Genomic DNA, 23,696 nt, shown 5'->3' with positions numbered 1-23,696 from the left:
CCTTGTAACGGATTTTTTTACCTATGTGCCAGTTCTCTTGTGATTTCTTCCCAGGTCACTCCCTTTTCAACCATCAGTACCATCACATGATAGAGAAAATCAGAAATCTCGTACTTGATTTCCTCTTTATCAGGATTTTTGGCTGCAATCACGATTTCGGTACTCTCTTCTCCCACTTTCTTCAAAATCTTATCGATTCCCTTATCAAAAAGGTAATTGGTATAAGATCCATCCTTCGGATGCAGCTTTCTGTCGCTTATTATATCATAAACCCGCTGAAATACACGTAAAGGATTCGTATCATCATATTCTTTTCGAATCAGCTCCTGAAAAAAGCAGGATCGGTTTCCGGTGTGGCAGGCGGCTCCGATTTGGGAAACCTTTGCGAGTATTGTATCCTTGTCACAATCCAGGGCCAGAGTTTTTACATATTGCAGATGACCTGAGGTCAGACCCTTTGTCCACAGTTCTTGTCTGCTCCGGCTCCAGTAAGTCATCTTACCTGTGGTCAATGTAGTGTTGAAGGCTTCTTCGTTCATATAGGCCAGCATCAGTACTTCATCGGTCTGATAATCCTGCACCACTACCGGAATCAGGCCGTCGGAATTCAATTGAAACTCTGCCCATGCAATCTTGCTTTGAAAGGTGTTTACGGGTATCCCTGCTTTTATACATCTTGCTTTAAGATCCATAAAATTCTCCCTGCACAGAGACAGGCCTGTCACTGCAAAAACCCCATCCTTCGATAGTGCGGCAAATGCATCGGCTCCGTCCTCCAGCACCAGAAAGGGAAGCTTTGTTTTATTCACAAGCTGCTCCTGGACTTCCGGAGCACACAGCAATCTCCCGGCATAGGATTCAACTCTCTCCTTGTATCTGTTATAATAATCCGCTGAAGGAAGATAAATCACCATCTTCTCTTTCCCGAATTTTTTAGATACCTCTTCCAGAAGTTCCCGATTGGATTCTTTTTCAAAATTTAAAACTGTTTTCCGGCATCCGGCATAAATCAGCTTCTTCACATCCTCCATCCGCCGGATATTTCCTGCAGCGATTACAGGTGTCTCTGCCGCAGCACAAATCTCCCGGATTGTACCAATTGCTTCTTCATGTGCTGCATCTCCTTTGGAAAAGTCAAAGACGAGAACTGCATCGGCTCCTTCATTCCCATAGCGTCTGGCCAACGAAACGGGATCTGACAATTCGAAATCATCGGATGCTTCAAATCCTGTCTTTGCCTTCCCCTCTTTCAGGTAAATACAGGGAATAATCAATTTATCCATAATATCCTCCATTCTGTATCCTACAGGCTTCCTTTTGTGGACAACACATCCCTGATTCTCGGATCAAATCCCGTTGCTTCATCAAGGGCTTTCGCAAATGCTTTAAACATCCCTTCTGCCTTATGATGATTATTGTATCCATCCAGAATCTTAAGATGCAGGTTCATGCCTGCATTGCAGGATACAGCATAGAAAAATTCCCGAATCATCTCCGTTTCCATATTTCCCAGCATCTCCTGTGTAAAGGCACCATCGAAGGAAAGATAAGATCTTCCGCTTAAATCTACTGCACAGAGAATCAAAGTCTCATCCATAGGCAAAATCATGCTGCCGTAGCGTCTGATCCCTCTTTTATCTCCAAGGGCTCTGGAAATAACCGTTCCCAGTACAATTCCGGTATCTTCTACCGTATGATGTCCATCCACCTGCAAATCTCCCAGAACCTTTACATACAGGTCGAAAAAACCATGCCGGGCAAAACCATCCAGCATGTGGTCAAAGAATCCGATTCCGGTATCAATATCTGCCTTTCCGCTGCCATCCAGATTTAATTTCACCTTAATCTGTGTTTCTTTCGTATTTCTTTCTTCTATTGCAATTCTGTCTGCCATAAGCCCCCCTACTCCTCTTCAAACCTTACAGCAATGGAATTTGCATGAGCTGTCAATTGTTCCGATACTGCAAACTGTTCGATTTCCTCATGGATGTCTTGAAGTGCATCCCGCGAATAATAAATAATGCTGGATTTCTTAACAAAATCATCCACAGAAAGTGGAGAAAAGAATTTACTGGTTCCGTTGGTAGGCAGAATATGATTCGGCCCTGCAAAATAATCACCCAGCGGTTCACAACTATATTCTCCCAGAAAAATTGCACCCGCATTCTTAATCTTTGTCATTACTTCAAATGGATTTCGCATCACGATTTCCAGATGCTCGGAGGCGATGGCATTCGCTGTTTCAATGGCCTCGTCCTGCGTTTCGGCAACCAGAATATATCCAAAGTTCTCTAATGACTTTTTTATGATTTCTTTTCTGGACAATACCTTCAGAAAGCCCTCCACTTCGCTGGAAACTTCCTCTGCCAGTCTCTGACTGGTAGTAATCAATATGGCGGAGGCCAGCTCGTCATGCTCAGCCTGTGATAACAGATCTGCCGCCACATACCGGGGATTGGCGCTTTCATCGGCAAGTACCAGTATCTCACTCGGACCCGCTATGGAATCAATACTCACATTCCCATAAACTGCTTTTTTAGCCAGGGCCACATAGATGTTGCCCGGCCCCACGATTTTATCAACCTTAGGAATGCTTTCTGTTCCGTATGCCAGCGCGGCTACGGCCTGTGCACCTCCGGCTTTAAATATCTTATCAACACCGGCTTCACTGGCGGCAGCCAGAACTGCCGGGTTTACTTTCCCTTCCGGATTACAGGGGGTGGTCATAATAATCTCTTCCACACCTGCAACTTTCGCCGGAACGATATTCATCAGAACAGAGGACGGATACACCGCCTTTCCTCCTGGAACGTAGACACCTACCCTTGCCATCGGGGTAACCTTCTGACCCAGTATCGTTCCTTTGGGCGTGCTGTCAAACCAGCTGTTCTGCTTTTGTTTTTCATGGTAATCTCTGATATTTACAAGGGCTTTTTGTATCACCTCCAGTAAAGAAGGATCCACTTGCTCATATGCTTCCCTGATTTCTTTCTCCGTAACCTGAATGCTGCCTGCATCTATAGCTGCTCCATCAAACCTTCTGGTGAAACGAAACAGAGCCGCGTCTCCATCCTTCCGAACCTCGGCAATAATACCGGCGACAGCCTCTTCCTGCCGGACGTACTGTGTCGGGCTTCTTTTTAACATATTCTCCAGAATGTGATCTGCTGATTCTTTTGTCAATTTTACAATTCTCATCTCTCATCCTCTCTGACGTCTCTTGTATCAAATCACCCTCTGCCTGCTTTAGACCCGCTCCGAAATCGCTGCCTTTAGCTGCATAACCAGGCTGGAAATTCTTGGATTCTCCATCTTCATGCTGACTGGATTCACCACCATACGGGCCGATAAGGAACACACCTCTTCAAGCACCTGCAGCCCATTTTCCCGTAACGTGCTTCCGGTCTCAACGATATCCACGATTACTTCCGAAAGACCCACAATGGGAGCAAGTTCTATGGAACCGTTCAATTTGATAATTTCAACTGTCTGATGCTTTTTATTATAAAAATAATCCTTCGCTATATTGGGATATTTGGTGGCAACCCTGATTAACTGCGCATGCTGCAGATATTCTTTTGCGGACTCAGGGCCGCATACGCACATGTTGCAGCGGCCATAACCCAAATCCAGTACCTCAAAAAGTTTTCGATTCTCCTCCAGTATGGTATCTCTGCCCACAATTCCAATGTCTGCTGCTCCATATTCCACATAGGTAGGTACGTCAGGTCCTTTTGCCAGAAAGAATCGAAGTTTCTGTTCTTCATTTACAAAAATCAGTTTTCTGGAACTTTTATCCTTCATTTCTTCACAGGTAATTCCTATTTTTTCAAATAGCTGCATGGTCTGCCAGGCTAATCTCCCTTTTCCCAGTGCGATTGTCAGATATCTCATATTCTCCTCCGTACTTCGTTCTATAACAGGTATTTTGCAACATCAATACTGTGGACATCCTCTTCCCAGAGGTTGATTGCAAATGCTTCCTGTTCGGATTGAAGATACACAATTCCCCCAAAATGCGCCCTCCGTCCGTATGCCTTATAATCTTCCAATACACGTCCGTGTTCAAACCTCACGCAGGCCACTTCCATACCCCGCAAGCGATGATCCGATGCGATCCGGACCGCCATGTTCTCCAGAAAATCAGCATATAAAATCATCGTTCTGCAATTGCGGACGGGGATTCGGATTCCCTGACGTTCCAATGCAGATTGCAGCTGATCCATAAGGATCGTAAATCCAACTGCCGATGCCCTCTTTCCAAAATGCTCCAAAAGATCGTTATAGCGTCCGCCGGTCACTACAGCTTCGCCTGTCTGATAGGTATATGCCTGAAAAATAATTCCTGTATAATACTTAAATTTACTCAACATTCCAAAATCGAATGTCACATACTGTTCCAGTCCATAGCTCTTAAGAATATGATAGATATCCTCCAGATGCTGTACAGCCTTGATTGCTTTTTTGTTCTTTGTTACTGCCCTGGCTCTGCCCAGAACCTCTGTTGTGCCAAGCATCTGCGAAAGCGCCCCCAGAGCTGTCCGAAGCTCTTCTTTAAGCTGCAGCTTTTCCAGGAATTCAAGCGCTCCGAACTGATTCCTGATGGAAATCATCTCCCCAAGCTTTGCTGCCGCCTCTTCCTCAAGACCGGCTTCTTCAACCAGAGAATTAAAGTAATCCACCTGTCCGATACTGATCTGAAACTCCTTCAGACCTGATTTCTGCATGACCTGTACAATCATCGCGATTAATTCCGCATCGGCAGCGGCACTGTCATCATTTAACAATTCCACACCCATCTGCGTGGCCTCGTTCATATGTCCCCTGTAGCTGCTGCTGTTTACAAATACACTTCCCTGATAGCAAAGACGGATTGGCATCTCTTCCTGCATATAATACATGGAAACCGCTCTGGCAATGGAAGGGGTAAAATCCGGTCTCAATACCAGCGTGTTTCCATCCCTGTCAAAAAACTTATACAAATCTTTTGAGGGCGTTGTCCCGACTTCCCTGCTGAATACATCAAAGTACTCAAAAGAAGGAGTTTCAATACTTTGATAGCCAAAGGACTGGAATACAGTGTACACCTGCTGCTGCAGATACTTCTTCTTTTCGCATTCAGAATCATATATGTCGCGGACACCTTCCGGTGTATGTATCAAACGTTCCATCTGCTTACTCCTCGTTTCGCTTTAGTCTGCTACCATATTATCATATTGAATTAATTTGTCAATCCCTATCTTCCAGATCCATCTGTATTCCATCCAGAAACGGAACAAAATAAAAACTGTTTGTCTTTAAAAAGTATCTGGGATTCAATTCCTCAATTTTAAAACTTTTTCTGCCTCCGCCCCGGGCCCGTTTCCGGAATACCTGAAGATCACATAATCTGAGATAATAGTATACATCTCTTGCCGTATAATAAAGCAGGAAAAAAGCAATTCCGCCCTGTTTTTCAAAATCTTCCATAAAATCTGCCTGATGGTCGTGTACATTAGACAGTGGGAAAGAGTCTGTGGCACATTCCTTTGCATCAAAGCAAACCGGTATCCCCTGGACGGCTCCTATATAATCCACAGTACTTTTCTTTTCAAAATAAGCCAGGGTGATATGCCTGCTTTCTTTATCAATATTAATTGGAGTGATAGGAGTGGGCACTTTCTGAATCAGTGCCAGTCCTTTCTCTCTGTACTGCTCTGCAGTCCGGTTAATTAAGTCCTCCAGTGTAGAACCCCGGAGACCCCTGGAATTCCATGTAGCCATAATTACTCCTTTTGACCTCTACATCATTTGACCAGAGAAATCCTGGTAAGCGGCCAATATCTGAAAACTGCCTTGCCCAAAATTTTTTCTTTCATAACATATGGATGATTCCACCAGCGGGAATCCCTTGATACGTTCCTGTTGTCGCCCAGCATGAAGTACGCGCCTTCCGGAACCTCAAAATGTCCATCCTTCACTCCCAGGGGCTCTTCTTTACAGAAGCTGTCATCCAGTGGTGTATCAGAACCATCGATATAAACTTTTCCGTCAATAACATCTACGGTCTCACCAGGAAGCCCTATGACACGCTTGATAAAATACTGCTTTTCATCATCCGGAAATTTGAAGATTACCACGTCAAAACGCTTCGGATCCGATTTAATGTAGGCCAGCCGGTTGCCAAAAATCCGGTCGCCGGTCATGATATTATCCTCCATGGATTCTGAGGGTATCTGTGCATTAATGATTACGAATCTCTGCAACCCCACCATAACCACTACCACGATTACGATCAGTTTCACATATTCCCATATCTCACGGCCTAAAGAAGTTTCCTCTGCCTTTTTTGTGTTTTTTTGATTTTTCATTCCGGTGTCCCCTTTCCTTTGTTTAGTTCGGTTGATAACCCAGTGTCAGTAAGAATTAAAGAAAACAGCTCCGGAAGTGGTGCTTCAATCCGGATTCCTGATAAATTACCCAGTTCCCCTGTAAGCTTTGGAAAACCGATTTGGTATGCGTGCAGCAGCTGATGCTTTAACCCATATGTTTTTCTGTAATAATCATTGATGTCTTTCCTGCCATATTTGGTATCTCCGATCACAGGATGGGAAAGCCAGGCCAGATGGCTTCTGATCTGGTGGGTTCTCCCCGTGATAAGCTGTACCATAAGAAGTGTTGCTCTTCCATTATACCCTATGGGCTGATATGCGGTTTCGATTAACTCCCCACCTTCAAAAGGGACAGGTTCAACCCTGACTTTATTATCAGTCTCTTCTTTTTTCAGATATGCAGTCACATGACCGGATTCCCTTAATTCTCCATGGACAATCGTCAGATAATACTTCTCAAGTTCATGGGTCCGAATCAAATCTGAAAGTACTCTGGCTGCCTGCAATGTTTTAGCTCCCAGAATCAATCCGCTGGTATTGCGGTCCAGCCGGTTGCATATTCCCGGCCGATACTTTAGAAAGTCTTCACGCGTCATCTGTCCGGATTGTATCAGATAACCCAGCAAATATTCGTTGATGGAAACATCCTTCACACCTGCCTTCTGGGACAACATACCTGCGGGTTTATTCACCGCCAGAATATGCGCATCTTCATAAAGAATATGCAGAGAATCCGAAACAGGAAACTGTTCATCCATGCCGTCACCTTGAAATCTTAAAATAGTATCCTCTGCAAGATACAGCCGTACGACATCCCCTTCCTTTAATAACTCATTTCCTCTGGGCTTTTTTCCGTTTAATGTTATATTTTTTTTCCTTATCATCCGATAGACAAATCCGGTACCGGTATTTTTCAGATAACGGAGAAGATACTTATCCAGGCGCTGCTGCTCCTCTGACTTTGTTATGTTCAGCTCTCTCATATTCCTCCGGTCTTCTTTCGATGCACATTTCTTATCACTTTTTTCTTTTTAACGACAACATTTCTATGATTATATGATTTCTTGTCCGGGAAACCCTGTGCCTGTCCCTTCTTTCCGGGACGTATCAGACACCTGCGTTCAAAACCGATCAGATCTTCTCTCCCTGCCTTAACAAGAGCTTCCTTCACCAGTTCATAATTTGCAGGATTTTTATATTGAATCAAAGCTCTCTGCATGGCTTTTTCATGCGGGTTCGCCGGCACATAAACTTTTTCCATGGTCAGTGGATTGACGCCAGTATAAAACATACAGGTGGAAAGCGTAGATGGGGTAGGGTAGAAGTCCTGCACCTGTTCCGGTGTGAATCCCATATCTCTGATATATTCTGCCAGCTCCACCGCTTCCGTAAGGCCGCATCCCGGGTGTGAGGACATAAAATAAGGCAATGCATACTGCTTTTTTCCTGTTTTCACATTCATCTGGTTATATTTCTTTAAGAAGGACTGGTACACTTCATGTCCGGGTTTGCCCATCAGGCTTAAAACACGGTTGGAAACATGCTCCGGTGCTACCCTCAGCTGTCCGCTAATGTGATACTGGACCAGTTCCTTTAAAAAATCCTCAGACGAATCAGCCATGACATAATCAAAACGGATTCCGGATCGGATAAACACCTTTTTCACTTTAGGTATCTTACGTAACTCCTGCAGCAATTTAATGTAATCACGGTGATCCGCCTTTAAGTTTTTGCAGGGAGTGGGATACAGGCATTGCCGGTTGGAACAAACGCCTTTATCCAATTGTTTTTTACAGGAAGGTTCCCGAAAGTCTGCTGTGGGTCCTCCCACATCGTGAATATATCCCTTAAATGCAGGATCCTCTGCCATCTGATAAGCCTCCTGAACCAGAGATGGATGACTTCTGGTCTGTACAACCCGACCCTGATGAAAAGTAAGTGCACAGAAGCTGCATCCACCAAAGCATCCTCTGTTACTGGTGAGTGAAAATCTGACTTCCAATATGGCAGGAATCCCACCATCTTTATTGTATACAGGATGCCATGTGCGCATATAGGGAAGAGAATATATATCATCCATCTCTTGCGTAGTCAAAGGTCTGGCAGGCGGATTCTGTACTACATAGCCTTGATTTCCATAATCCTCCACCAGAGTCTTTGCAGTAATTGAATCTGTATTCTGATACTGGATACGAAAACTTTTTGCATACTCCAGTTTGTCCGCCCTCATGGATTCATAATTCGGAAGAATTACAAAGTCCTGTAAGGAATCAATTTCCCGGGTCCGATAGACCGTCCCAGGTATAAAGGTGATATCTTTGATATCTAAACCACTGTTCAGAGCATCTGCTATCTCTACAATCGAATGCTCTCCCATACCGTAAGAGATCATATTCGCTCCTGAATCCAGCAAGAGGGAACGTTTCAGCGAATCGGACCAGTAATCATAATGGGCAAGCCTTCGAAGACTGGCCTCAATTCCCCCCAGAATAACAGGTGTATGCTTATAACTTCTACGGATCAGGTTGCTGTAGACGGTTACTGCCCTGTCAGGCCTTAGCCCCATGCGTCCTCCTGGGGAATAGGCATCTGTGCTCCTGTGTTTTTTGGATACCGTATAGTGATTCACCATAGAATCCATATTACCGGAAGAGACCAGAAAACCAAGCCGTGGTTCACCAAATATACGGATGCTTTCCTCCTTCCTCCAATCAGGCTGGGCGATAATTCCCACCCGATAACCATTGGCCTCCAGAACGCGGCTTATGATGGCCGTGCCAAAGGAAGAATGATCCACATAGGCATCACCCGTCACATAGACAAAATCCAGCTGTTCAATTCCTGCTTGTTCCATCTCTTCCATTGTTGTTGGTAAAAATCCCATCACACAAACCTTCACTTTCTTAATTCCGCTGTTTCCTCTTCCGTAAGACTGCGGTATTCACCGGGTCTCAGTTTTTCATCCAGTATCAATGAGCCCATGGACAGTCGTTTCAGGTAGACGACCCTGCACCCAACCGCCTCAAACATCCGTTTTACCTGATGAAAACGCCCTTCCTGTATAGTCACTTCAATCTCGCTGATGTCCGCATCAGCGTTCAAAATCTTAAGCTTTGCAGGCAAAGTCGGCTTATCATCACCGATATCCAGTCCCCTTGCAAAGATTTGTACCTCCGATTCTGTCAGAATACCCCGGACCTTCGCAAAGTACTTCTTGTCCACATGTTTTTTTGGGGACAGGAGTTCATGGGCAAGAGCACCGTCATTCGTCAACAGGAGCAGCCCCTCCGTGTCTTTGTCCAGGCGCCCTACCGGAAAAAGATCCTTTCTGGATGTTTCAGCAATGAGATCCAGTACGGTACGTTCCTTCTTATCTTCTGTAGCAGATACAACGCCCCGGGGCTTATGCAGCATCAGATACTCATACGATTTATAGGTAACCCGGTTTCCGCCTACGGTAACTTCGTCCCTTAAACCGACCTTATATTCCGGTGATTTCACAATTTTTTCCTCTACCCTGACATGCCCCTTTCGGATCAGACTTTTCACCTGACTACGCGTTCCCAGGCCCATATCCGCAAGATATTTATCCAAACGTATCTCTTTCAATATCAAACCCTCTATTGCCAGCGCCAGCCGGCATAATATTTATTTTTTAACTGATTGCCTGTCCGCTTTCCCCAGCCCAGCGGAAATCCATCCACACAAATCAACTGCCAGCCTTTCTTATGGGTGGATGGCAAATCCTCCACCGCAAGGGTTTCTCCCTTTAGATAGCGAATGGTACGCTCATCCTCGCTGCTGAGGAGAATATCAGAATCAAACTGATTAGCACGAAGTGCCAAGGCAAATGCCTGGCTGGGCTCAAATCGGTTTCTGACGAAAGTTCCCAGCAGCAGACCAGTTCTCAGATAGCGAAGTTTTTTTTGCAGAAACATATCAGAATTCAAATAATACAACCGCTCATCCTGCAGATGAAAATATCCTTCCGAAAAATTTACGCTGCAATGTTCTAAAAACTCTTTCGCCGCTTTGGGGAGCATACAGCTCACCGGTTTGTTCACTTCCTCTGTTACAGGTTTTCCATTCTTTCTGAGAAGCGAAAGGAAATGTCCTTCTCCTTCCATGCAATGTGGATAGATACGGACGCATCTTTTCATCTCTGTCCTGCCTTCTGATACAATCCCTTGTGTAAAGCCCTCATAATATGGGGATATTTCCACAAGCTCCATCTCCGGATGCTCATTCAGCAGCCCCGCCACAATCTGCTCATTTTCCATAATTGAAAATGTGCAGGTGGAATAAAGCAGCAAACCTCCCGGTTTCAGCATCTGAACTGCCTGCCGGATAAGAGCATGTTGTATCGGGGCATAATAGGAGGGGCCATGCCCTATCCAATGCTCGGCCATCTTACGATCCTTCCGGAACATCCCTTCACCGGAGCAGGGGGCGTCCAATAAAATCTTATCAAAATAATTCTGATAACAGGCGCACAATTTCCCGGGTGTCTCGCTGGTTACAAATATGTTAGGGATTCCCGATAATTCCAGATTTTTAAGCAATGATTTTGCTCTTGAATTGCTGATATCATTGGCTAAAAGAAAGCCTTTGCCCTTTAACCTGGCCCCAAGCTCCGTGGCTTTGCCTCCCGGTGCCGCACATAAATCAAGAACCTTATCACCCGGTTTCACCGGAAGTCTGCTGGCAGGCGTCATGGCACTGGGTTCCTGCATGTAGTAAAGACCTGCATAGTAATGAGGATGCTTAGCCGGAGCACAGGCATCCTCATAATAATAACCATTGCTGATCCAGGGCACGGGCTTAAGCTTAAAAGGGCTTATCCTGCCATAGCTATCACCTGAAACTTTTACAGAATTAACCCGCAGTGCACTCTGGACGGGCTTCGTAAAGCTCTGGATAAAACCTGTATATTCTTCTCCTAGCTGCTCCTTCATAGCGTTCAGATATTCAGCTGGTAGTTTTTCCATCTGTTCTTCTCCTGTCAAAAGTCTGTTGTGACGGCCTGTGCCCGATAGCCTTCGGCTATAATATCCAGCTGCGTATGAAAACGTTTCAGCTGTTGTAAATCATTCATTGCATAGATTCGATAAAATTCATCCTGAATCTTGGCAACTTCCCGTTTATTCGATAATTTGTATAGGTTTTCAATGTTGTTCAAAATATCTGTCACCAATTTCATCTGAATCTGAGAGGAAATCTGGGCATCCATAATTTCACTTCTCACCGTGGACATTTCATTATCCAGAGATATGATGGCATCGGCTGCATTACTCAGGCGTTCTTTGATGTGCTGAGGAATATTGGATTTATATTTATACTGCAGGGAATGCTCGATTGTAGCCCAGAAATCCATGGCCATCGTACGAATCTGAATTTCCACCTGTAGTTTTTTCGGGCCGTGGAGCGTCTCGACCTTATAGTAGACAATCAGGTGAAAGCTGCGATAACCGCTGTCTTTCATATGTCTGATATAGTCTTTTTCTCCTTTGATTTCAATGTCGGAACGCTTTTTTATAAGTTCCGTAACCTTCTCTATATCCTCTACAAACTGACAGATCAGACGGATTCCGGCGATATCCTCTACCTGCTCCTCCAGATTTTCTACAGAGATATTCTTTCTCTGCATCTTTTCCAGGATGCTGGCAACAGTCTTGACGCGGCCCGTAACATTCTCTATTGGTGAATACATTCCCTTTTCGTGGTGTTCCTTGATCAGATACCTGAACTTCACAACAAGTTCCTGTACTGCCAGTTCATAAGGCTCCAGTATTTCATGCCATAATTGTATATCCATCCCCAAGCTACTCCTTTAATTCGGCTTATTTCAGTTCTGCCAAAACTTTCAGCAGATACTTATAAACACTTGCCGTCGATGAAATCGACAGTTTCTCTTCAGATGTATGGATATCTTTCATATCAGGGCCTATGGAAACACAGTCCAGCTGATCCAGCCTGTCGTAAAACAGACCACATTCGAGTCCGGCATGGATCGCCACTACCTCCGGTTCTTTTCGATACATCTCTTCGTAGACTTTTACCATCCGATCACGCAGTGGAGAATTCTCCCTATATTCCCAGGCCGGATAGTCCCCTTTTACGCTATAATCCCCACCCAGGAACTCTGTGAGATAACAAATTCTGTCACCCAAAGCTTTCTTTGCACTGCCTACGGAACTTCTGACACTGAGTGAAGCAAACATCGATTCTTCATCGGATGGCATACTGAAAATTCCCAGATTGCAGGAAGTCTCCACCAGACCGGCAATCGAGCCGCTCATCTTTTGAATGCCATTGGCCACATTCATCAGGAAAAATGTCAGTTTTTCTCTGCTGACCGGTGATAATACGTAAAATTCTCCTGTGTCCTTTTTGTTCACGGTTAACCTGATACCGTCATCCGTATTTTTAAATTCTTTTTTCAACTTCAGTTCTAATTGCGAAGCATGAGATATCACTGCTTCCATGTCCTCTTCTTCCACTACGACAAGGGCTTTGGACAATCTCGGAATTGCATTATCCTTTTGTCCGCCCTCTGCACTTTTAAGCGCATAGGGAACACACTGGCCCAGGCCATAGAGAAATCTGCCCATTAATAAATTTGAATTTGCCCGGTTTTTGTCAATTTCCGCTCCCGAATGCCCGCCTGAGAGTCCATCTATCATTACTTCCAGACAGATTCCCTCTACTTTCGATCTGGTAACCGGTATCGTACAATTCGCGGTCATACCGCCTGCACAGGATACCCATATACTGCCCTCTTCTTCGGAATCCAGGTTTATCAGTCTCCTCCCCTTAAGCACAGATGCATCAAGAGCATTTGCACCCAAAAGTCCGATTTCTTCATCTGTTGTAATCACACATTCCAAAGCCGGATGCACCAGTGTGTCATCTTCCAGAATTGCAAGCATATAAGCCACCGCAATTCCATCATCTCCACCAAGCGTGGTATCTTTTGCAGATATAAAGTCACCGTCCACTTCCAGCTGAAGCGGATCTTTCTCAAAATCATGCGCCGATCCTGCCTTTTTTTCACATACCATATCGCAATGTCCCTGCAATATAACACCCCCTGCATCTTCATAACCGGAAGATGCAGCCTTACGTATGATCACATTATTACTTCCATCCTGTATATAAGAAAGGTTATGCGCCTTTGAAAAGTCCACAAGATAATCACTAATCTGTTTTGTATTTCCGGAGCCATGAGGTATCTGACAGATTTTTTCAAAATAATAGAACACACGCTCAGGCTTTATCCCTGCTAATATCGACATAATCTTGCCTCCTATAAAATTCATTTTTTACATGAATCTATTTTGACACATCTATTCTGAAATTGCAAGACGCATAGTTGCAGATACAGGGCATAAAATATGGATAAGTAAGAAACATATGAGGTTTGCTATGCGAAAAAAAGCGCTCTATCTATTATTTATTCCGCTTCTTTTATTTTTATTCCTCTTTCCTAAGATAAGTTTTCAGGCCTCCTGTGAAGGGATAAACCTTTGGTGGAACACGGTTATGCCTTCACTTTTACCTTTTATTATCCTTTCTAATTTACTGATGCAGACAAATCTGATGGAACACATGCTTTTGCATATTCAGGGGGCATGCCGGATTCTTCTGGGTACTTCCCCATACGGTGCATATGCCTGGGTTCTTGGACTGCTTTGCGGTTTTCCCATGGGGGCCAAATTAACCGCTGACTTCTACTTAAGCGGGCGGATTGATCGGGATGAGGCTGAATATCTTCTGATGGTATCCAATCATGCCAGTCCCATGTTTATCATAAATTATGTTGTTCTTTCAACACTTGGAGATGAGCATCTGCTGAAGCCGGTTCTGTCTATCCTCTATGGATCCGCTCTTTTGTCCACGGGTATCTTACGTGTATACTTTAGGCGTTTTCATCTCTCTTCTGACAGGATAAGAAAAAAAGAAGTGTCAATGACAGGTTCCACCGGAGCTATCCTTGACACTTCTATTATGAATGGTTTCGAAACCATAACCCGCCTGGGCGGTTATATTATACTTTTTTCGATATATGGCACACTGCTCCGAAAGGTTTTGATGCCTTTTCCCACTTTACAGGCACTCATAGCCGGCATAACCGAAATCACCACCGGAATAAATTGTATCCATAACAGCCTGCTTACCCGGAATATACAATTTCTTCTGATTCTTTGCTGTACTTCCTTTGGTGGGATCTCCACACTGGCACAGACAAACTGCGTCATTCAGGAATCCGGTTTATCCATACATACTTATCTGCAGGGTAAGCTCCTTAACGCCGCTGTTACATCCATACTTACATTCTTATTCATCATCATCATCTAAGTTAAAGTCTGCATCTGATTCATAATCGTCCGCATCCTCTTCTTCTGAAGATGCAGCGCCGGAAACCTGAGCAGTCTGCGGTGCCAGTTCACTTCGGTTTTTATTCACCACATCATAACAGCTTTGAAGAGAACCAATGAAAGCATTATACTTTTCACCTGTATCCGATAATGTCGTACTCATAATCTGCGACAGGTTTGCCAGCATATCATCCGTATAAGAAATCGCACTCAAACGGATGTTGTTGGCATCCTGTGTTGCCGAGTCAATAATCTGCTGTGCCTGCATATTGGCATCGTTCACTGTCTCGTTCGCCTGTGCATAAGCAATCTGCATAATCTCGCTCTGTGTTACCATCTCCTGAACCTTTGCCTGCGCTTCAGAAATCATACTGTCTGCCTTTGTCTGTGCATCTGCCAGAATAGCATCTTTATTGCTGATAATTTTCTGGTATCTCTTGATTTCATCAGGAGTCTTCAGGCGAAGCTCTCTTAACAGTTCCTCCAGCTCTTCCTTGTTGACAACAATCTTTGTAGTGGACAGAGGCTGATAACGACAGCTCTCCACATATTCTTCGATTTCTTCAATAATCTGCTCGATTCTGCTGCTCATAGTTACTCTCCTTATCTTGCGTTTATAAACATTCTCTTTCACTCAACTTTTTGTAAATCTCTTTTGCCACAAAATCCGGTACAAACTTGGAGATATCGCCTCCAAATCCAGCCACCTCTTTTACCGTAGTGGAGCTTAAGTATGCATACTGAAGTGAAGTAATCAAAAATGTAGTATCCACCCCAGGTTCCAGCTCCCTGTTCGTCTGAGCCATCTGGAGTTCAAATTCAAAATCAGTGATTGCTCTAAGCCCTCTGACGATTACATTCGCATTACAGGCTTTCGCAAAATCAACGGATAAGCCACTGAAAGACTCCACCTTTATGCGCGGATTGTCCTTCGTCGCTTCCTTTAGTATATTAACACGTTCTTCTACAGAAAACAACGGCGTTTTTGAAGAATTATTCAAAACGCCGATGACTACCTCGTCAAATAATTGTGCTGCACGCAAGATCACATCCAGATGCCCGAAGGTCATCGGGTCAAAACTGCCTGGATATACGGCTCTTTTCATAGTGTACCCCTCTATCGTCGATATAAAAAAACATGTTTATTCGTCTTGTACTTTTTTTCTTTTTTAATTGCAAATCCAAAACCTTCCAGATATGAAAAGTCGGTTTTCAGGGATGCCTCTACGATGATTGTTGTATCCCGATCTATACATTCGCTGCCGGAAAGCAGCGCAAGAACTTCCTTTTCCAGCCCTCTGTCATAAGGCGGATCCATAAAGATATAATCAAATACAGGACCATCGTGAAAGTTTCCAGCTGCCAGACGAACATCCGTCTGCAGCACCTTTCCCCGTTGTTCCAGCTTTGTGAATCTTAAGTTTTCTCTGATACACGCAGCAGCCTTAGGATTTTGCTCAACAAAGCAGGCTTCTTTTGCTCCCCTGCTCAAAGCCTCGATACCAATCCCTCCGCTGCCGGCGAACAAATCCAGAAAGACACTTCCTTCCAGTCCGGATTGAATCATATTAAACAATGTTTCTTTGATACGATCCGTTGTGGGTCTTGTGTCCAGTCCTTCTATCGTTTGCAAAGGAAGACTTTTACAGCTTCCTGCTATCACTCTCATGAGCCGTTACCTGCCATGGAGCTGTTCTCTCCAGTCCAGATCCCCTCTTGAAAGCCCCAGAATCAGTGATTCCGCAGTTGCTATATTCGTCGCAACCGGTATGGTATATTGATCACAGCATCGTATGATTGTATATACATCCGGTTCTTTGGGGTTGATCATAATCGGATTATAGAAAAAGATCACCATATCCATATCCCCGCGTTCAATCATCTCCATAAACTGCTTATCACCGCCGATACTTCCTGCCAAAAATTTATGGACATGAAGGTTGGTAACCTCTTCAATTCTTCGGCCGGTTGTACCGGTTGCATAAATCTCATGCTTCATTAAAATTCCCTTATACGCAATACAAAAATCTTCTATCAGCGTCTTTTTACTATTGTGTGCAATAATTCCTATATTCATTTGTTCAGACGGCGGATATACCCATAATTTTAATTATGGCAGAACCGCCTTCCTCCTTTCTATCGTTACAGTTCCGTTATAAGTTCTTATTTCATTTACTTTGGCTTTGGTATCATTATAACAAATAACTAAATTGTTGGCAATTATTTTTATAAATTTATGCGCTATTTATAATTTTCCCATCTATTTGAATTTAATTCCTGTTTTTGAAAAAAGTACCAGTTTATTATCCCCGATTCATCATATACTATCAGCGTAACAAACAAATGTTACAAAACCAAAACAGAGAAAAAAACAAAACAAAGGAGGCATATGGACTATGGCTAATCGTTCATCTAATACGAGCGCAGTACCAGAAGCAAAAGGAGCTTTAAATCGTTTTAAATATGAGGTCGCTAACGAAATTGGTGTACCGCTTTCAGACGGTTATAACGGTAACTTAACCTCCAAGCAGAATGGTTCTGTAGGTGGTTATATGGTTAAGAAAATGATCGAGGCTCAGGAACGCCAGATGAGTGGCGGATCCACCGGACAGTACTAAAAACCATCACAAAAGCATAGATCTGGATTTACAGAACTGATGTGAAAAGAAGGCTGCGCAATGAAAATTGCGGCAGCCCTCTTTTTTATGCAAAAGAAGCTGCGAATTCCTTGACTATCATACATGATTTTTGAATTTATTTCAAGTATGACTTGCATTTCAGATAGAAATCTCATCCATCTCTTCTATTAGATATTTTTCCAGAGTTTTTTTCAGCTGACTATTGTTTGGCTTCTCCAGCTGTTCATCCTCCTCCAGGATCTCTTGCACGGCCCGGTTTGCCTCCTGCAGAATTCCAGCATCCTGATAAATGTCCGCAAGCCGAAAATCCATGAGTCCACTCTGCCGGATTCCGAATAAATCCCCTGGCCCGCGAAGCTTAAGATCTTCTTCTGCTATATAAAAGCCATCATTGGATTTGTTCAGAACCTCCAGTCTCTTTCCGGTTTCCTGGCTGCTGTCTCCGTGCATGAAGATACAGTAGGATTGATGTTCTCCTCTGCCAACACGTCCTCTGAGCTGGTGAAGCTGTGCAAGTCCGAATCGCTCTGCATTCTCTACCAGCATTACTGTTGCGTTTGGTACATTAACACCCACCTCCACTACCGTAGTGGATACCAGAAGCTGTATCTCGCCCGAAGCGAACCGCTCCATGATTTCATTTTTTTCTTTCGGCTTCATCTGGCCATGCAGCATCTCAACACAAACTTCATCGCCGAATTCCTTTTTCATCTGCCTGGTATAATCCGTAACATTTTCAGCATCCAGTTCCTCGCTGGCCTCAACCATCGGACAAATAATATATACCTGGCGGCCCGATGCAATCTGTCCCTTCATAAACCGATACGCAGTTTTACGATATCCGGTGTCCACTACGCAGTTTTTTATAGGAAGACGTTCTGCCGGAAGTTCATCCACCATAGAAATGTCCAGGTCTCCATATAACATAATTGCCAACGTTCGGGGTATAGGTGTTGCACTCATGACCAGTACATGAGGGGAAAGCCCTTTTTTTGAGAGGACTTCCCTCTGCTTCACTCCAAACCGGTGCTGCTCGTCCGTAATAACCAAAGCCAGATTTTGAAACTCCACCTTCTCCTGGATCAGCGCATGCGTTCCAATAATCATTCTGGATGTACCCGATGTAATCAGATTGTAAATCTCACGCTTTTCTTTGGCTGTTCCGGAACCGGTCAGAAGTACCGGCTCATATTCTGTCAGTGCATTTCGTTCCAGTAAATCTTTCATCGCTTCATAATGTTGTCTGGCCAAAACTTCGGTAGGAACCATAAGTGCACTCTGGCATCCATTCTCAGCCGTCATAATCATAGCCAGAAAAGCCAGAATGGTCTTTCCGCTCCCTACATCTCCCTGAACCAGCCTCGACATCCTGATATGTCCTTTTAAATCGGATTCAATTTCATTCCATACGCGTGTCTGAGCCTTCGTTAAGGTATAAGGAAGTGCTTCTATCACTTCCTCCGTCTTCCAGACGGCTTTCATCTTCCATTCGGTCAGACGGCTCTCTTTTGACTCCTTCATTCGGGAAATAGCCAGAAGGAAAAAAAGGAATTCATCAAATACCAGTCTTCTTCTGGCTGCAATCAGATTTTCCCTGCTTTCCGGAAAATGTATCTGGTCAATGGAGAAATTTATCTCCGGCAGATGAAAGCTTTTTCTGATATCGTCCGGAAGGTATTCCTGTTCCAGTATCTTATCCTCCAGCAACTGACGAACAGCCTTTGTAACCATTTTGTTTGTAAGCCCTGCTGTAAGAGCATATACCGGCATTAGTTGTCCTCCGACGCCTTCATAAGCAGTATCAGAGAAGATTTCCGGCTGCTCCATCACGATTCTTCCTTTTTTCTCCTGTACCAGTCCGCGGAATACATAAGTTTCACCTTTTTTCAGAGTATTGCGGAGAAAGGGCATGTTAAACCAAGTCAGCTGCAATCTGCTGCTGCCGTCAATCAGTACAACTGTAATCAATATCTTATTCCGAAATCCTCTGCGCTCCGGCACCTTTGTCAGAGTCGCCCGCACCGCCTGCTTCTGTTTTGTCTTCAAATCCTTAAGCGAAACCGGATTTCCATAGGAATCGTAGTCCCGCGGATAATAATGCAAAAGTTGCTGCAGACTGGCCACACCAACTTTTGCAAATAATCTCTCAGTTTTCTCTCCGATTCCTTTCAGACTGCGAATAGAACCTTCTGTCTTCATATAAATACTCAGCCTTTCAGATTCAGATCTTATACTTACTCCACGGATATGATGCAATAGTAAATCGGCTGACCGCCCGCATTTACCTCCACGTCACAATCCGGCCAGGTCTCTGCCGCCCACTGTGCAACAATATCCGCATCTTCTTTAGAAAAATCCTCACCATAATAGATGCTGATTAATTCCGCCTCATTCTCCATCATCTGGTTGATGCAATCTTTGGTAACGGATATTACATCATTCCCCACGGAGAGCAGACCATGGTCACCAAGTCCCATAATATCACCCTGATGGATCTCCTTATCATCGATATGCGTATCGCGTACTGCATAGGTAATCTGCCCGGTTTTTACAGATTGAACAGCAGATTCCATCTCTTTTTTATTCTCCTCAACAGACTTGTCCGCAGCATAGTTGATGATCGCCGTAATCCCCTGCGGCACTGTCTTTGTGGGAATTACAATAATATTCTTATCCTTGCAGAGTTCCTTCGCCTGATTTGCAGCCAGAATGATATTCTTATTATTCGGATATATAAAGATATTTCTGGCATTCACGTGTTCTATTGCGCTGAGCATATCCTCTGTACTCGGATTCATCGTCTGTCCGCCTTCAATCAGGTAATCCACACCAAGTCCGCGGAATATCTCTCCAAATCCCTCGCCGATTGAAACTGAGATAAAACCAACCTCTTTGGCCAGCTCTTTCGCGGCGGCTTCCGCCTTCTGTATCTGAGCCAGCTTTTCTGCGTTCTTAAAGAGACGCTCCTGATGCTCTTCACGCATGTTGTCAATCTTCATTCTGGACAAAGAGCCGTAGGTCAGGGCTTTTGTAATTGCCACACCAGGTTCATTGGTATGTACATGAACCTTTACGAGCTCATCATCTGCGACCATTACAATAGAATCACCTATGGAGTTCAAAAACTCTTTAAAAGACCTCTCCTCTTTTTCAGGCATCGGGGTGTTCAGAACAATAATAAATTCAGTACAGTAACCAAACTTGATTTCTTTTTCTATCTCTTTGGAAACCCTTATGATACCGCTGCCCTTCGGAGCTTCAAATGTCAGGTCAACCTCTTTGCCCATGTATAAATCATAGGCACCGCGCAGTATGGCAACAAGTCCCTGCCCGCCCGAGTCCACAACTCCGGCTTCTTTTAACACCGGAAGCATCTCCGGTGTCTGGGAAAGTACGTATTCCGCATGGGAAATCACATCTTCCAGAAATGCCTGGAGATTTTCGGTTCCATCTGCCTCATCCGCCAGCTCCCGTGCTTTTTCAGCCGCGCCTTTTGCCACTGTAAGAATCGTACCTTCTTTTGGTTTGATTACAGCTTTATAGGCTGTATCAACAGCCTTTTCCAGAGCCGCTGCCAGTATGAAAATATCCGCCTCTTCATGATCTCTGACACCTTTTGTGAACCCACGCAGAAGCTGTGACAGTATGACGCCTGAATTCCCTCTTGCGCCACGCAGAGAGCCGGACGAAATCGCCTTAGCCAAATCATACATATTCATATGCTCAAGACTGTTTACTTCTTTGACCGCGGACATAATTGTCATCGTCATATTGGTACCTGTATCACCATCCGGTACAGGAAATACGTTTAGTTCATTGATCCACTCTTTTTTTACCTCAAGATTTTTCGCCCCTGCCAAAAACATCTTTGCGAGTAGTTCAGCATTAATCTTATTTGTAGACACTACAAGTTTCCTCCTTAAATCAGTCAATGACGCGGACGCCTTCTACCAGAATGCGAATATGCTCTATCTCCATACCGGTGAATTCTTCGACTTTATATCTAACATTACTTATCAGATTATCCGTTACAGCTGATATGCTGACCCCATATGCAACAATCACATGAAATTCCAGAGAAATTCTGTTGTCTTCTATGGAAACGTTAATTCCGTGTTTTAAACTGTCTTTTTTTAAAAGTTTAACCAACCCATCTTTCATGTTTACAGCCGCCATACCAACGATGCCAAAACACTCAACCGCGACACTTCCCGCATAAGTGGCTATGACATCCGGATTAATTACAACTTCTCCAAATCCTGTATTCATACGACCTTTCATGTCTTATGATACCTCCAATTCCTAATAGATTTGTTATAAGTATAACCGATTTTATCTAAAAATGAAATAACGAATTCAAAAAACCTGTTAAAATGTATTTTAATACTTGCAAAAAAATATAAATTCTGTTAGAATAACTTGTGTTGTGAGTCTGGCATATCGGACGAATTTGAAAGAGCAAGGAGGTGCGAAGCATGGCTAAATGTGCTGTTTGTGAAAAAGGTGCTCATTTCGGTAATAATGTAAGTCATTCACATAGAAGGTCAAACAAGATGTGGAAATCGAACGTTAAATCTGTGAAAGTAAAAGTTAACGGTGTTCCTCAGAAAATGTACGTTTGTACTTCTTGTCTGAAATCCGGAAAAGTAGAGCGTGCGTAAGCATCAATTATGGGTCTTCACTTAAGTGAGGGCTCTTTTTTGTCTGAATAGATCGCGCTTATACAGAAAAGCTGCCACTGGCAGCTTTCCTTGCATACTTTGGTAAGAAAAGGGGACTTATCATAAGCGATAAGTCCCGACAATTATTCAAAGCAACACCTTTTTAATATTCTCTCAACAGCTGAACAGGTTATATCCGATCAGGAGTAACAAGGCGGCTAATATAACGATAAACAATTCGCTTCGTACCAGCACACAAATCAGCATCCCGATCCCCATCCAGAACATCATAAAGCCGATGACACGCTTCAAGAATTACTCCTGTTCTTCTTTTCCTTGTTTTAGTATATGCTCTACCTCTTCTGAAGTATACGTATCATCCTTATCTTTATTCTTAAATCGATTGATAATATCAGGAGCCATATCCAGAATCTTGGTAACAGCATCCTGATTTTTGATATTAACCAGTTTTGTTCCGTCCTTATTTATAACAAGAATGGCACTCGGAGATATCTTACCTCCCATACCGCCGCCGCCGTTATTTTTTGCATTATCGGAGAATGCTCCGGCTCCTACGCCGAAGGAGACATCCACCAGCGGCAGAATGATATTGTCGCCGATATGAATCGTATCACCGACCACTGTTTTGGTTGTGATAAAATTATCCATTCCCTTGAACAGGGCTTCTACTGTGCTTTGAAAGTTATTGTGATTCTCTGCCATATGCTTATGCCTCCTTGCGCATGTATTTTCTCAGTATAGGTATAGTCTTCCCATCAAGCAGGATCTGAATCAGTTCTTTCAGAAGAAATACTCCATAGACTCTGCCTCTGGCCTCCAGCCACCCTTCCAGCACTGCTTCCGTAAAATTGGGGATGAGGTTAAGTTTTTTTGGTAAAACAGGATACAGGATTCCAAGAACACCCAACAGTTCCCCTGTATCAGCAGGGTCTTCAAATCCAAATTCTATATCTCCTCTGATACTCTTAGGCTTTACATGACCGAGAACTGCTTTTATTCTTGTCACGCCGACTCTTTTTATCCATTTGAAATCCTCTGAATACAGAATCGCCTTCCACTCTTTTAGTTTACCATAACTTTTACGTAATGTGTACCAGATTTTAGAAATCCGGCTAAATAATACCTTTATTTTATTTGTGAACTTTCTGAATACATTTTCTTTCTTTTTATTCCGGGGCTTCTTTTCATCTATTTTTATTACTGTTTCTTTCATACTTTCGGAGCCTGTACGGTTTTCGGTCTCCTTATATTCAATCCTGTCTGTGTGCAGCTGTTCGCCCGTCTTCGATTGATCTGTCTGCCTCTTTTTCTTTACTTGCTTTGTCTGCTTCGTTTTCCTTCTGTTTCGGCTCATCCAACGTTTCGTCCGAAATACAGGTATCCCGCAGATATAGCATTCATACGTAAAATTTTCTTTGTATTCCATTGTAAAAAAAACAAGATGGAAAAGCCACGATAGGTTTATCTCACCAATTAAGTCTTTTTTTTCTTTGCACCCTTTGATTTTATACCGGAAGGGTACAAACAGAAGCGTCAGCAATGCAAAGAATACCAATCCCAACAGTATCAAAAGAATAATTCCGATTATTTTTAATACAATTAACAAGATATGTAACATACCCCCTC

26 protein-coding genes are annotated in these 23,696 nt (G+C 43.6%); 3 read left to right on the top strand and 23 right to left on the bottom strand.

Annotation, left to right across the window (positions count from 1 at the left end):
* Positions 1 to 17: 17 nt before the first annotated feature.
* The 13 genes from hisIE to KNL20_RS07055 are packed head-to-tail and all read right to left on the bottom strand — an operon-like array spanning position 18 to position 13,666.
* Positions 18 to 1,286 (bottom strand): bifunctional phosphoribosyl-AMP cyclohydrolase/phosphoribosyl-ATP diphosphatase HisIE, encoded by a 1,269-nt coding sequence (gene hisIE, locus KNL20_RS07115; RefSeq protein WP_230400063.1) that lies wholly within the window; start codon positions 1,284 to 1,286, stop codon positions 18 to 20.
* A 17-nt stretch (positions 1,287 to 1,303) separates the two neighbouring features.
* Positions 1,304 to 1,894: an imidazoleglycerol-phosphate dehydratase HisB gene (gene hisB, locus KNL20_RS07110; RefSeq protein WP_230399899.1), complete on the bottom strand. Its 591-nt coding sequence runs from the start codon at positions 1,892 to 1,894 to the stop codon at positions 1,304 to 1,306.
* 8 nt (positions 1,895 to 1,902) lie between these two features.
* Positions 1,903 to 3,198: a histidinol dehydrogenase gene (hisD, locus tag KNL20_RS07105; protein WP_230399898.1), complete on the bottom strand. Its 1,296-nt coding sequence runs from the start codon at positions 3,196 to 3,198 to the stop codon at positions 1,903 to 1,905.
* 48 nt (positions 3,199 to 3,246) lie between these two features.
* On the bottom strand, positions 3,247 to 3,894 hold the full coding sequence (hisG, locus tag KNL20_RS07100; RefSeq protein ID WP_230399897.1) for an ATP phosphoribosyltransferase: 648 nt from the start codon (positions 3,892 to 3,894) through the stop codon (positions 3,247 to 3,249).
* Between the two features lie 20 nt (positions 3,895 to 3,914).
* Entirely contained in the window at positions 3,915 to 5,171 is a 1,257-nt protein-coding gene (gene hisZ, locus KNL20_RS07095; RefSeq protein ID WP_230399896.1) for an ATP phosphoribosyltransferase regulatory subunit, read from the bottom strand.
* Positions 5,172 to 5,229: 58 nt separating this feature from the next.
* Entirely contained in the window at positions 5,230 to 5,763 is a 534-nt protein-coding gene (locus tag KNL20_RS07090) for a Holliday junction resolvase RecU (protein ID WP_230399895.1), read from the bottom strand.
* A 23-nt stretch (positions 5,764 to 5,786) separates the two neighbouring features.
* Complete coding sequence (gene lepB / locus KNL20_RS07085; RefSeq protein ID WP_230399894.1) at positions 5,787 to 6,350, bottom strand: signal peptidase I; 564 nt, start codon at positions 6,348 to 6,350, stop codon at positions 5,787 to 5,789.
* Entirely contained in the window at positions 6,347 to 7,354 is a 1,008-nt protein-coding gene (locus tag KNL20_RS07080) for an RluA family pseudouridine synthase (RefSeq protein WP_230399893.1), read from the bottom strand. Before KNL20_RS07080 ends, lepB begins: the two co-directional genes overlap by 4 nt.
* The gene (locus tag KNL20_RS07075) at positions 7,351 to 9,255 is read right to left on the bottom strand and encodes a YgiQ family radical SAM protein (protein WP_230399892.1); all 1,905 of its coding nucleotides are present in this window, start codon (positions 9,253 to 9,255) and stop codon (positions 7,351 to 7,353) included. The genes KNL20_RS07080 and KNL20_RS07075 overlap by 4 nt, the downstream gene beginning before the upstream one ends.
* A gap of 11 nt (positions 9,256 to 9,266) precedes the next feature.
* Positions 9,267 to 9,980, bottom strand: a complete 714-nt coding sequence (locus KNL20_RS07070; protein ID WP_331468349.1) for a pseudouridine synthase — start codon at positions 9,978 to 9,980, stop codon at positions 9,267 to 9,269.
* 11 nt (positions 9,981 to 9,991) lie between these two features.
* Entirely contained in the window at positions 9,992 to 11,359 is a 1,368-nt protein-coding gene (locus KNL20_RS07065) for an RsmF rRNA methyltransferase first C-terminal domain-containing protein (protein WP_230399891.1), read from the bottom strand.
* A 14-nt stretch (positions 11,360 to 11,373) separates the two neighbouring features.
* Positions 11,374 to 12,186, bottom strand: a complete 813-nt coding sequence (locus KNL20_RS07060; protein WP_230399890.1) for a GTP pyrophosphokinase — start codon at positions 12,184 to 12,186, stop codon at positions 11,374 to 11,376.
* Positions 12,187 to 12,211: 25 nt separating this feature from the next.
* Positions 12,212 to 13,666, bottom strand: a complete 1,455-nt coding sequence (locus KNL20_RS07055; RefSeq protein ID WP_230399889.1) for an aminoacyl-histidine dipeptidase — start codon at positions 13,664 to 13,666, stop codon at positions 12,212 to 12,214.
* 247 nt (positions 13,667 to 13,913) lie between these two features.
* On the opposite strand from KNL20_RS07055, the gene KNL20_RS07050 reads away from it, so the two are divergent.
* Entirely contained in the window at positions 13,914 to 14,729 is an 816-nt protein-coding gene (locus KNL20_RS07050; protein ID WP_230399888.1) for a hypothetical protein, read from the top strand.
* Here KNL20_RS07050 and KNL20_RS07045 read toward each other — a convergent pair.
* The 4 genes from KNL20_RS07045 to KNL20_RS07030 are packed head-to-tail and all read right to left on the bottom strand — an operon-like array spanning position 14,709 to position 16,826.
* Complete coding sequence (locus KNL20_RS07045; RefSeq protein WP_230399887.1) at positions 14,709 to 15,341, bottom strand: ATPase; 633 nt, start codon at positions 15,339 to 15,341, stop codon at positions 14,709 to 14,711. The genes KNL20_RS07050 and KNL20_RS07045 overlap by 21 nt on opposite strands.
* A 22-nt stretch (positions 15,342 to 15,363) precedes the next feature.
* Positions 15,364 to 15,855, bottom strand: a complete 492-nt coding sequence (gene coaD, locus KNL20_RS07040; protein ID WP_230399886.1) for a pantetheine-phosphate adenylyltransferase — start codon at positions 15,853 to 15,855, stop codon at positions 15,364 to 15,366.
* Between the two features lie 11 nt (positions 15,856 to 15,866).
* Positions 15,867 to 16,418, bottom strand: a complete 552-nt coding sequence (gene rsmD / locus KNL20_RS07035; RefSeq protein WP_230399885.1) for a 16S rRNA (guanine(966)-N(2))-methyltransferase RsmD — start codon at positions 16,416 to 16,418, stop codon at positions 15,867 to 15,869.
* Positions 16,419 to 16,424: 6 nt separating this feature from the next.
* Positions 16,425 to 16,826, bottom strand: coding sequence for a methylglyoxal synthase (locus tag KNL20_RS07030; RefSeq protein WP_230399884.1), 402 nt, complete (start codon positions 16,824 to 16,826; stop codon positions 16,425 to 16,427).
* A 319-nt stretch (positions 16,827 to 17,145) separates the two neighbouring features.
* Here KNL20_RS07030 and KNL20_RS07025 point away from each other — a divergent pair, with 319 nt between their 5' ends.
* Complete coding sequence (locus tag KNL20_RS07025) at positions 17,146 to 17,367, top strand: alpha/beta-type small acid-soluble spore protein (RefSeq protein WP_230399883.1); 222 nt, start codon at positions 17,146 to 17,148, stop codon at positions 17,365 to 17,367.
* Between the two features lie 159 nt (positions 17,368 to 17,526).
* Here the strand turns inward: KNL20_RS07025 and recG are convergent, their stop codons facing one another.
* Genes recG through KNL20_RS07010 form a run of 3 tightly spaced genes read right to left on the bottom strand, consistent with a single transcriptional unit; the run spans position 17,527 to position 21,669 of the window.
* Positions 17,527 to 19,587, bottom strand: a complete 2,061-nt coding sequence (gene recG, locus KNL20_RS07020) for an ATP-dependent DNA helicase RecG (protein WP_230399882.1) — start codon at positions 19,585 to 19,587, stop codon at positions 17,527 to 17,529.
* A 35-nt stretch (positions 19,588 to 19,622) separates the two neighbouring features.
* Entirely contained in the window at positions 19,623 to 21,293 is a 1,671-nt protein-coding gene (locus KNL20_RS07015; protein WP_230399881.1) for a DAK2 domain-containing protein, read from the bottom strand.
* A 19-nt stretch (positions 21,294 to 21,312) separates the two neighbouring features.
* Positions 21,313 to 21,669, bottom strand: coding sequence for an Asp23/Gls24 family envelope stress response protein (locus KNL20_RS07010; RefSeq protein WP_230399880.1), 357 nt, complete (start codon positions 21,667 to 21,669; stop codon positions 21,313 to 21,315).
* A 194-nt stretch (positions 21,670 to 21,863) separates the two neighbouring features.
* Between KNL20_RS07010 and rpmB the strand changes: the two genes are divergently transcribed.
* Positions 21,864 to 22,049 carry a 50S ribosomal protein L28 gene (gene rpmB / locus KNL20_RS07005; RefSeq protein WP_230399879.1) on the top strand — a complete coding sequence of 62 codons (186 nt, stop codon included), beginning with the start codon at positions 21,864 to 21,866 and terminating at the stop codon, positions 22,047 to 22,049.
* Between the two features lie 174 nt (positions 22,050 to 22,223).
* On the opposite strand, the gene KNL20_RS07000 is transcribed toward rpmB, so the two are convergent.
* From KNL20_RS07000 to KNL20_RS06990, 3 genes are read right to left on the bottom strand one after another with little or no spacing between them, the layout of a single operon-like run.
* Complete coding sequence (locus tag KNL20_RS07000; RefSeq protein ID WP_230399878.1) at positions 22,224 to 22,361, bottom strand: hypothetical protein; 138 nt, start codon at positions 22,359 to 22,361, stop codon at positions 22,224 to 22,226.
* 3 nt (positions 22,362 to 22,364) lie between these two features.
* Positions 22,365 to 22,772, bottom strand: coding sequence for a GerW family sporulation protein (locus KNL20_RS06995; protein ID WP_230399877.1), 408 nt, complete (start codon positions 22,770 to 22,772; stop codon positions 22,365 to 22,367).
* Between the two features lie 4 nt (positions 22,773 to 22,776).
* Positions 22,777 to 23,688, bottom strand: a complete 912-nt coding sequence (locus KNL20_RS06990) for a DUF2953 domain-containing protein (protein WP_230399876.1) — start codon at positions 23,686 to 23,688, stop codon at positions 22,777 to 22,779.
* Positions 23,689 to 23,696: the final 8 nt, after the last annotated feature.

Origin of the sequence: Novisyntrophococcus fermenticellae (assembly GCF_018866245.1) — a bacterium.
GTDB lineage: Bacteria > Bacillota > Clostridia > Lachnospirales > Lachnospiraceae > Novisyntrophococcus > Novisyntrophococcus fermenticellae.
The sequence above is the reverse complement of the archived record's forward strand: the minus strand, read 5'-3'. Positions and strand labels throughout refer to the sequence as shown.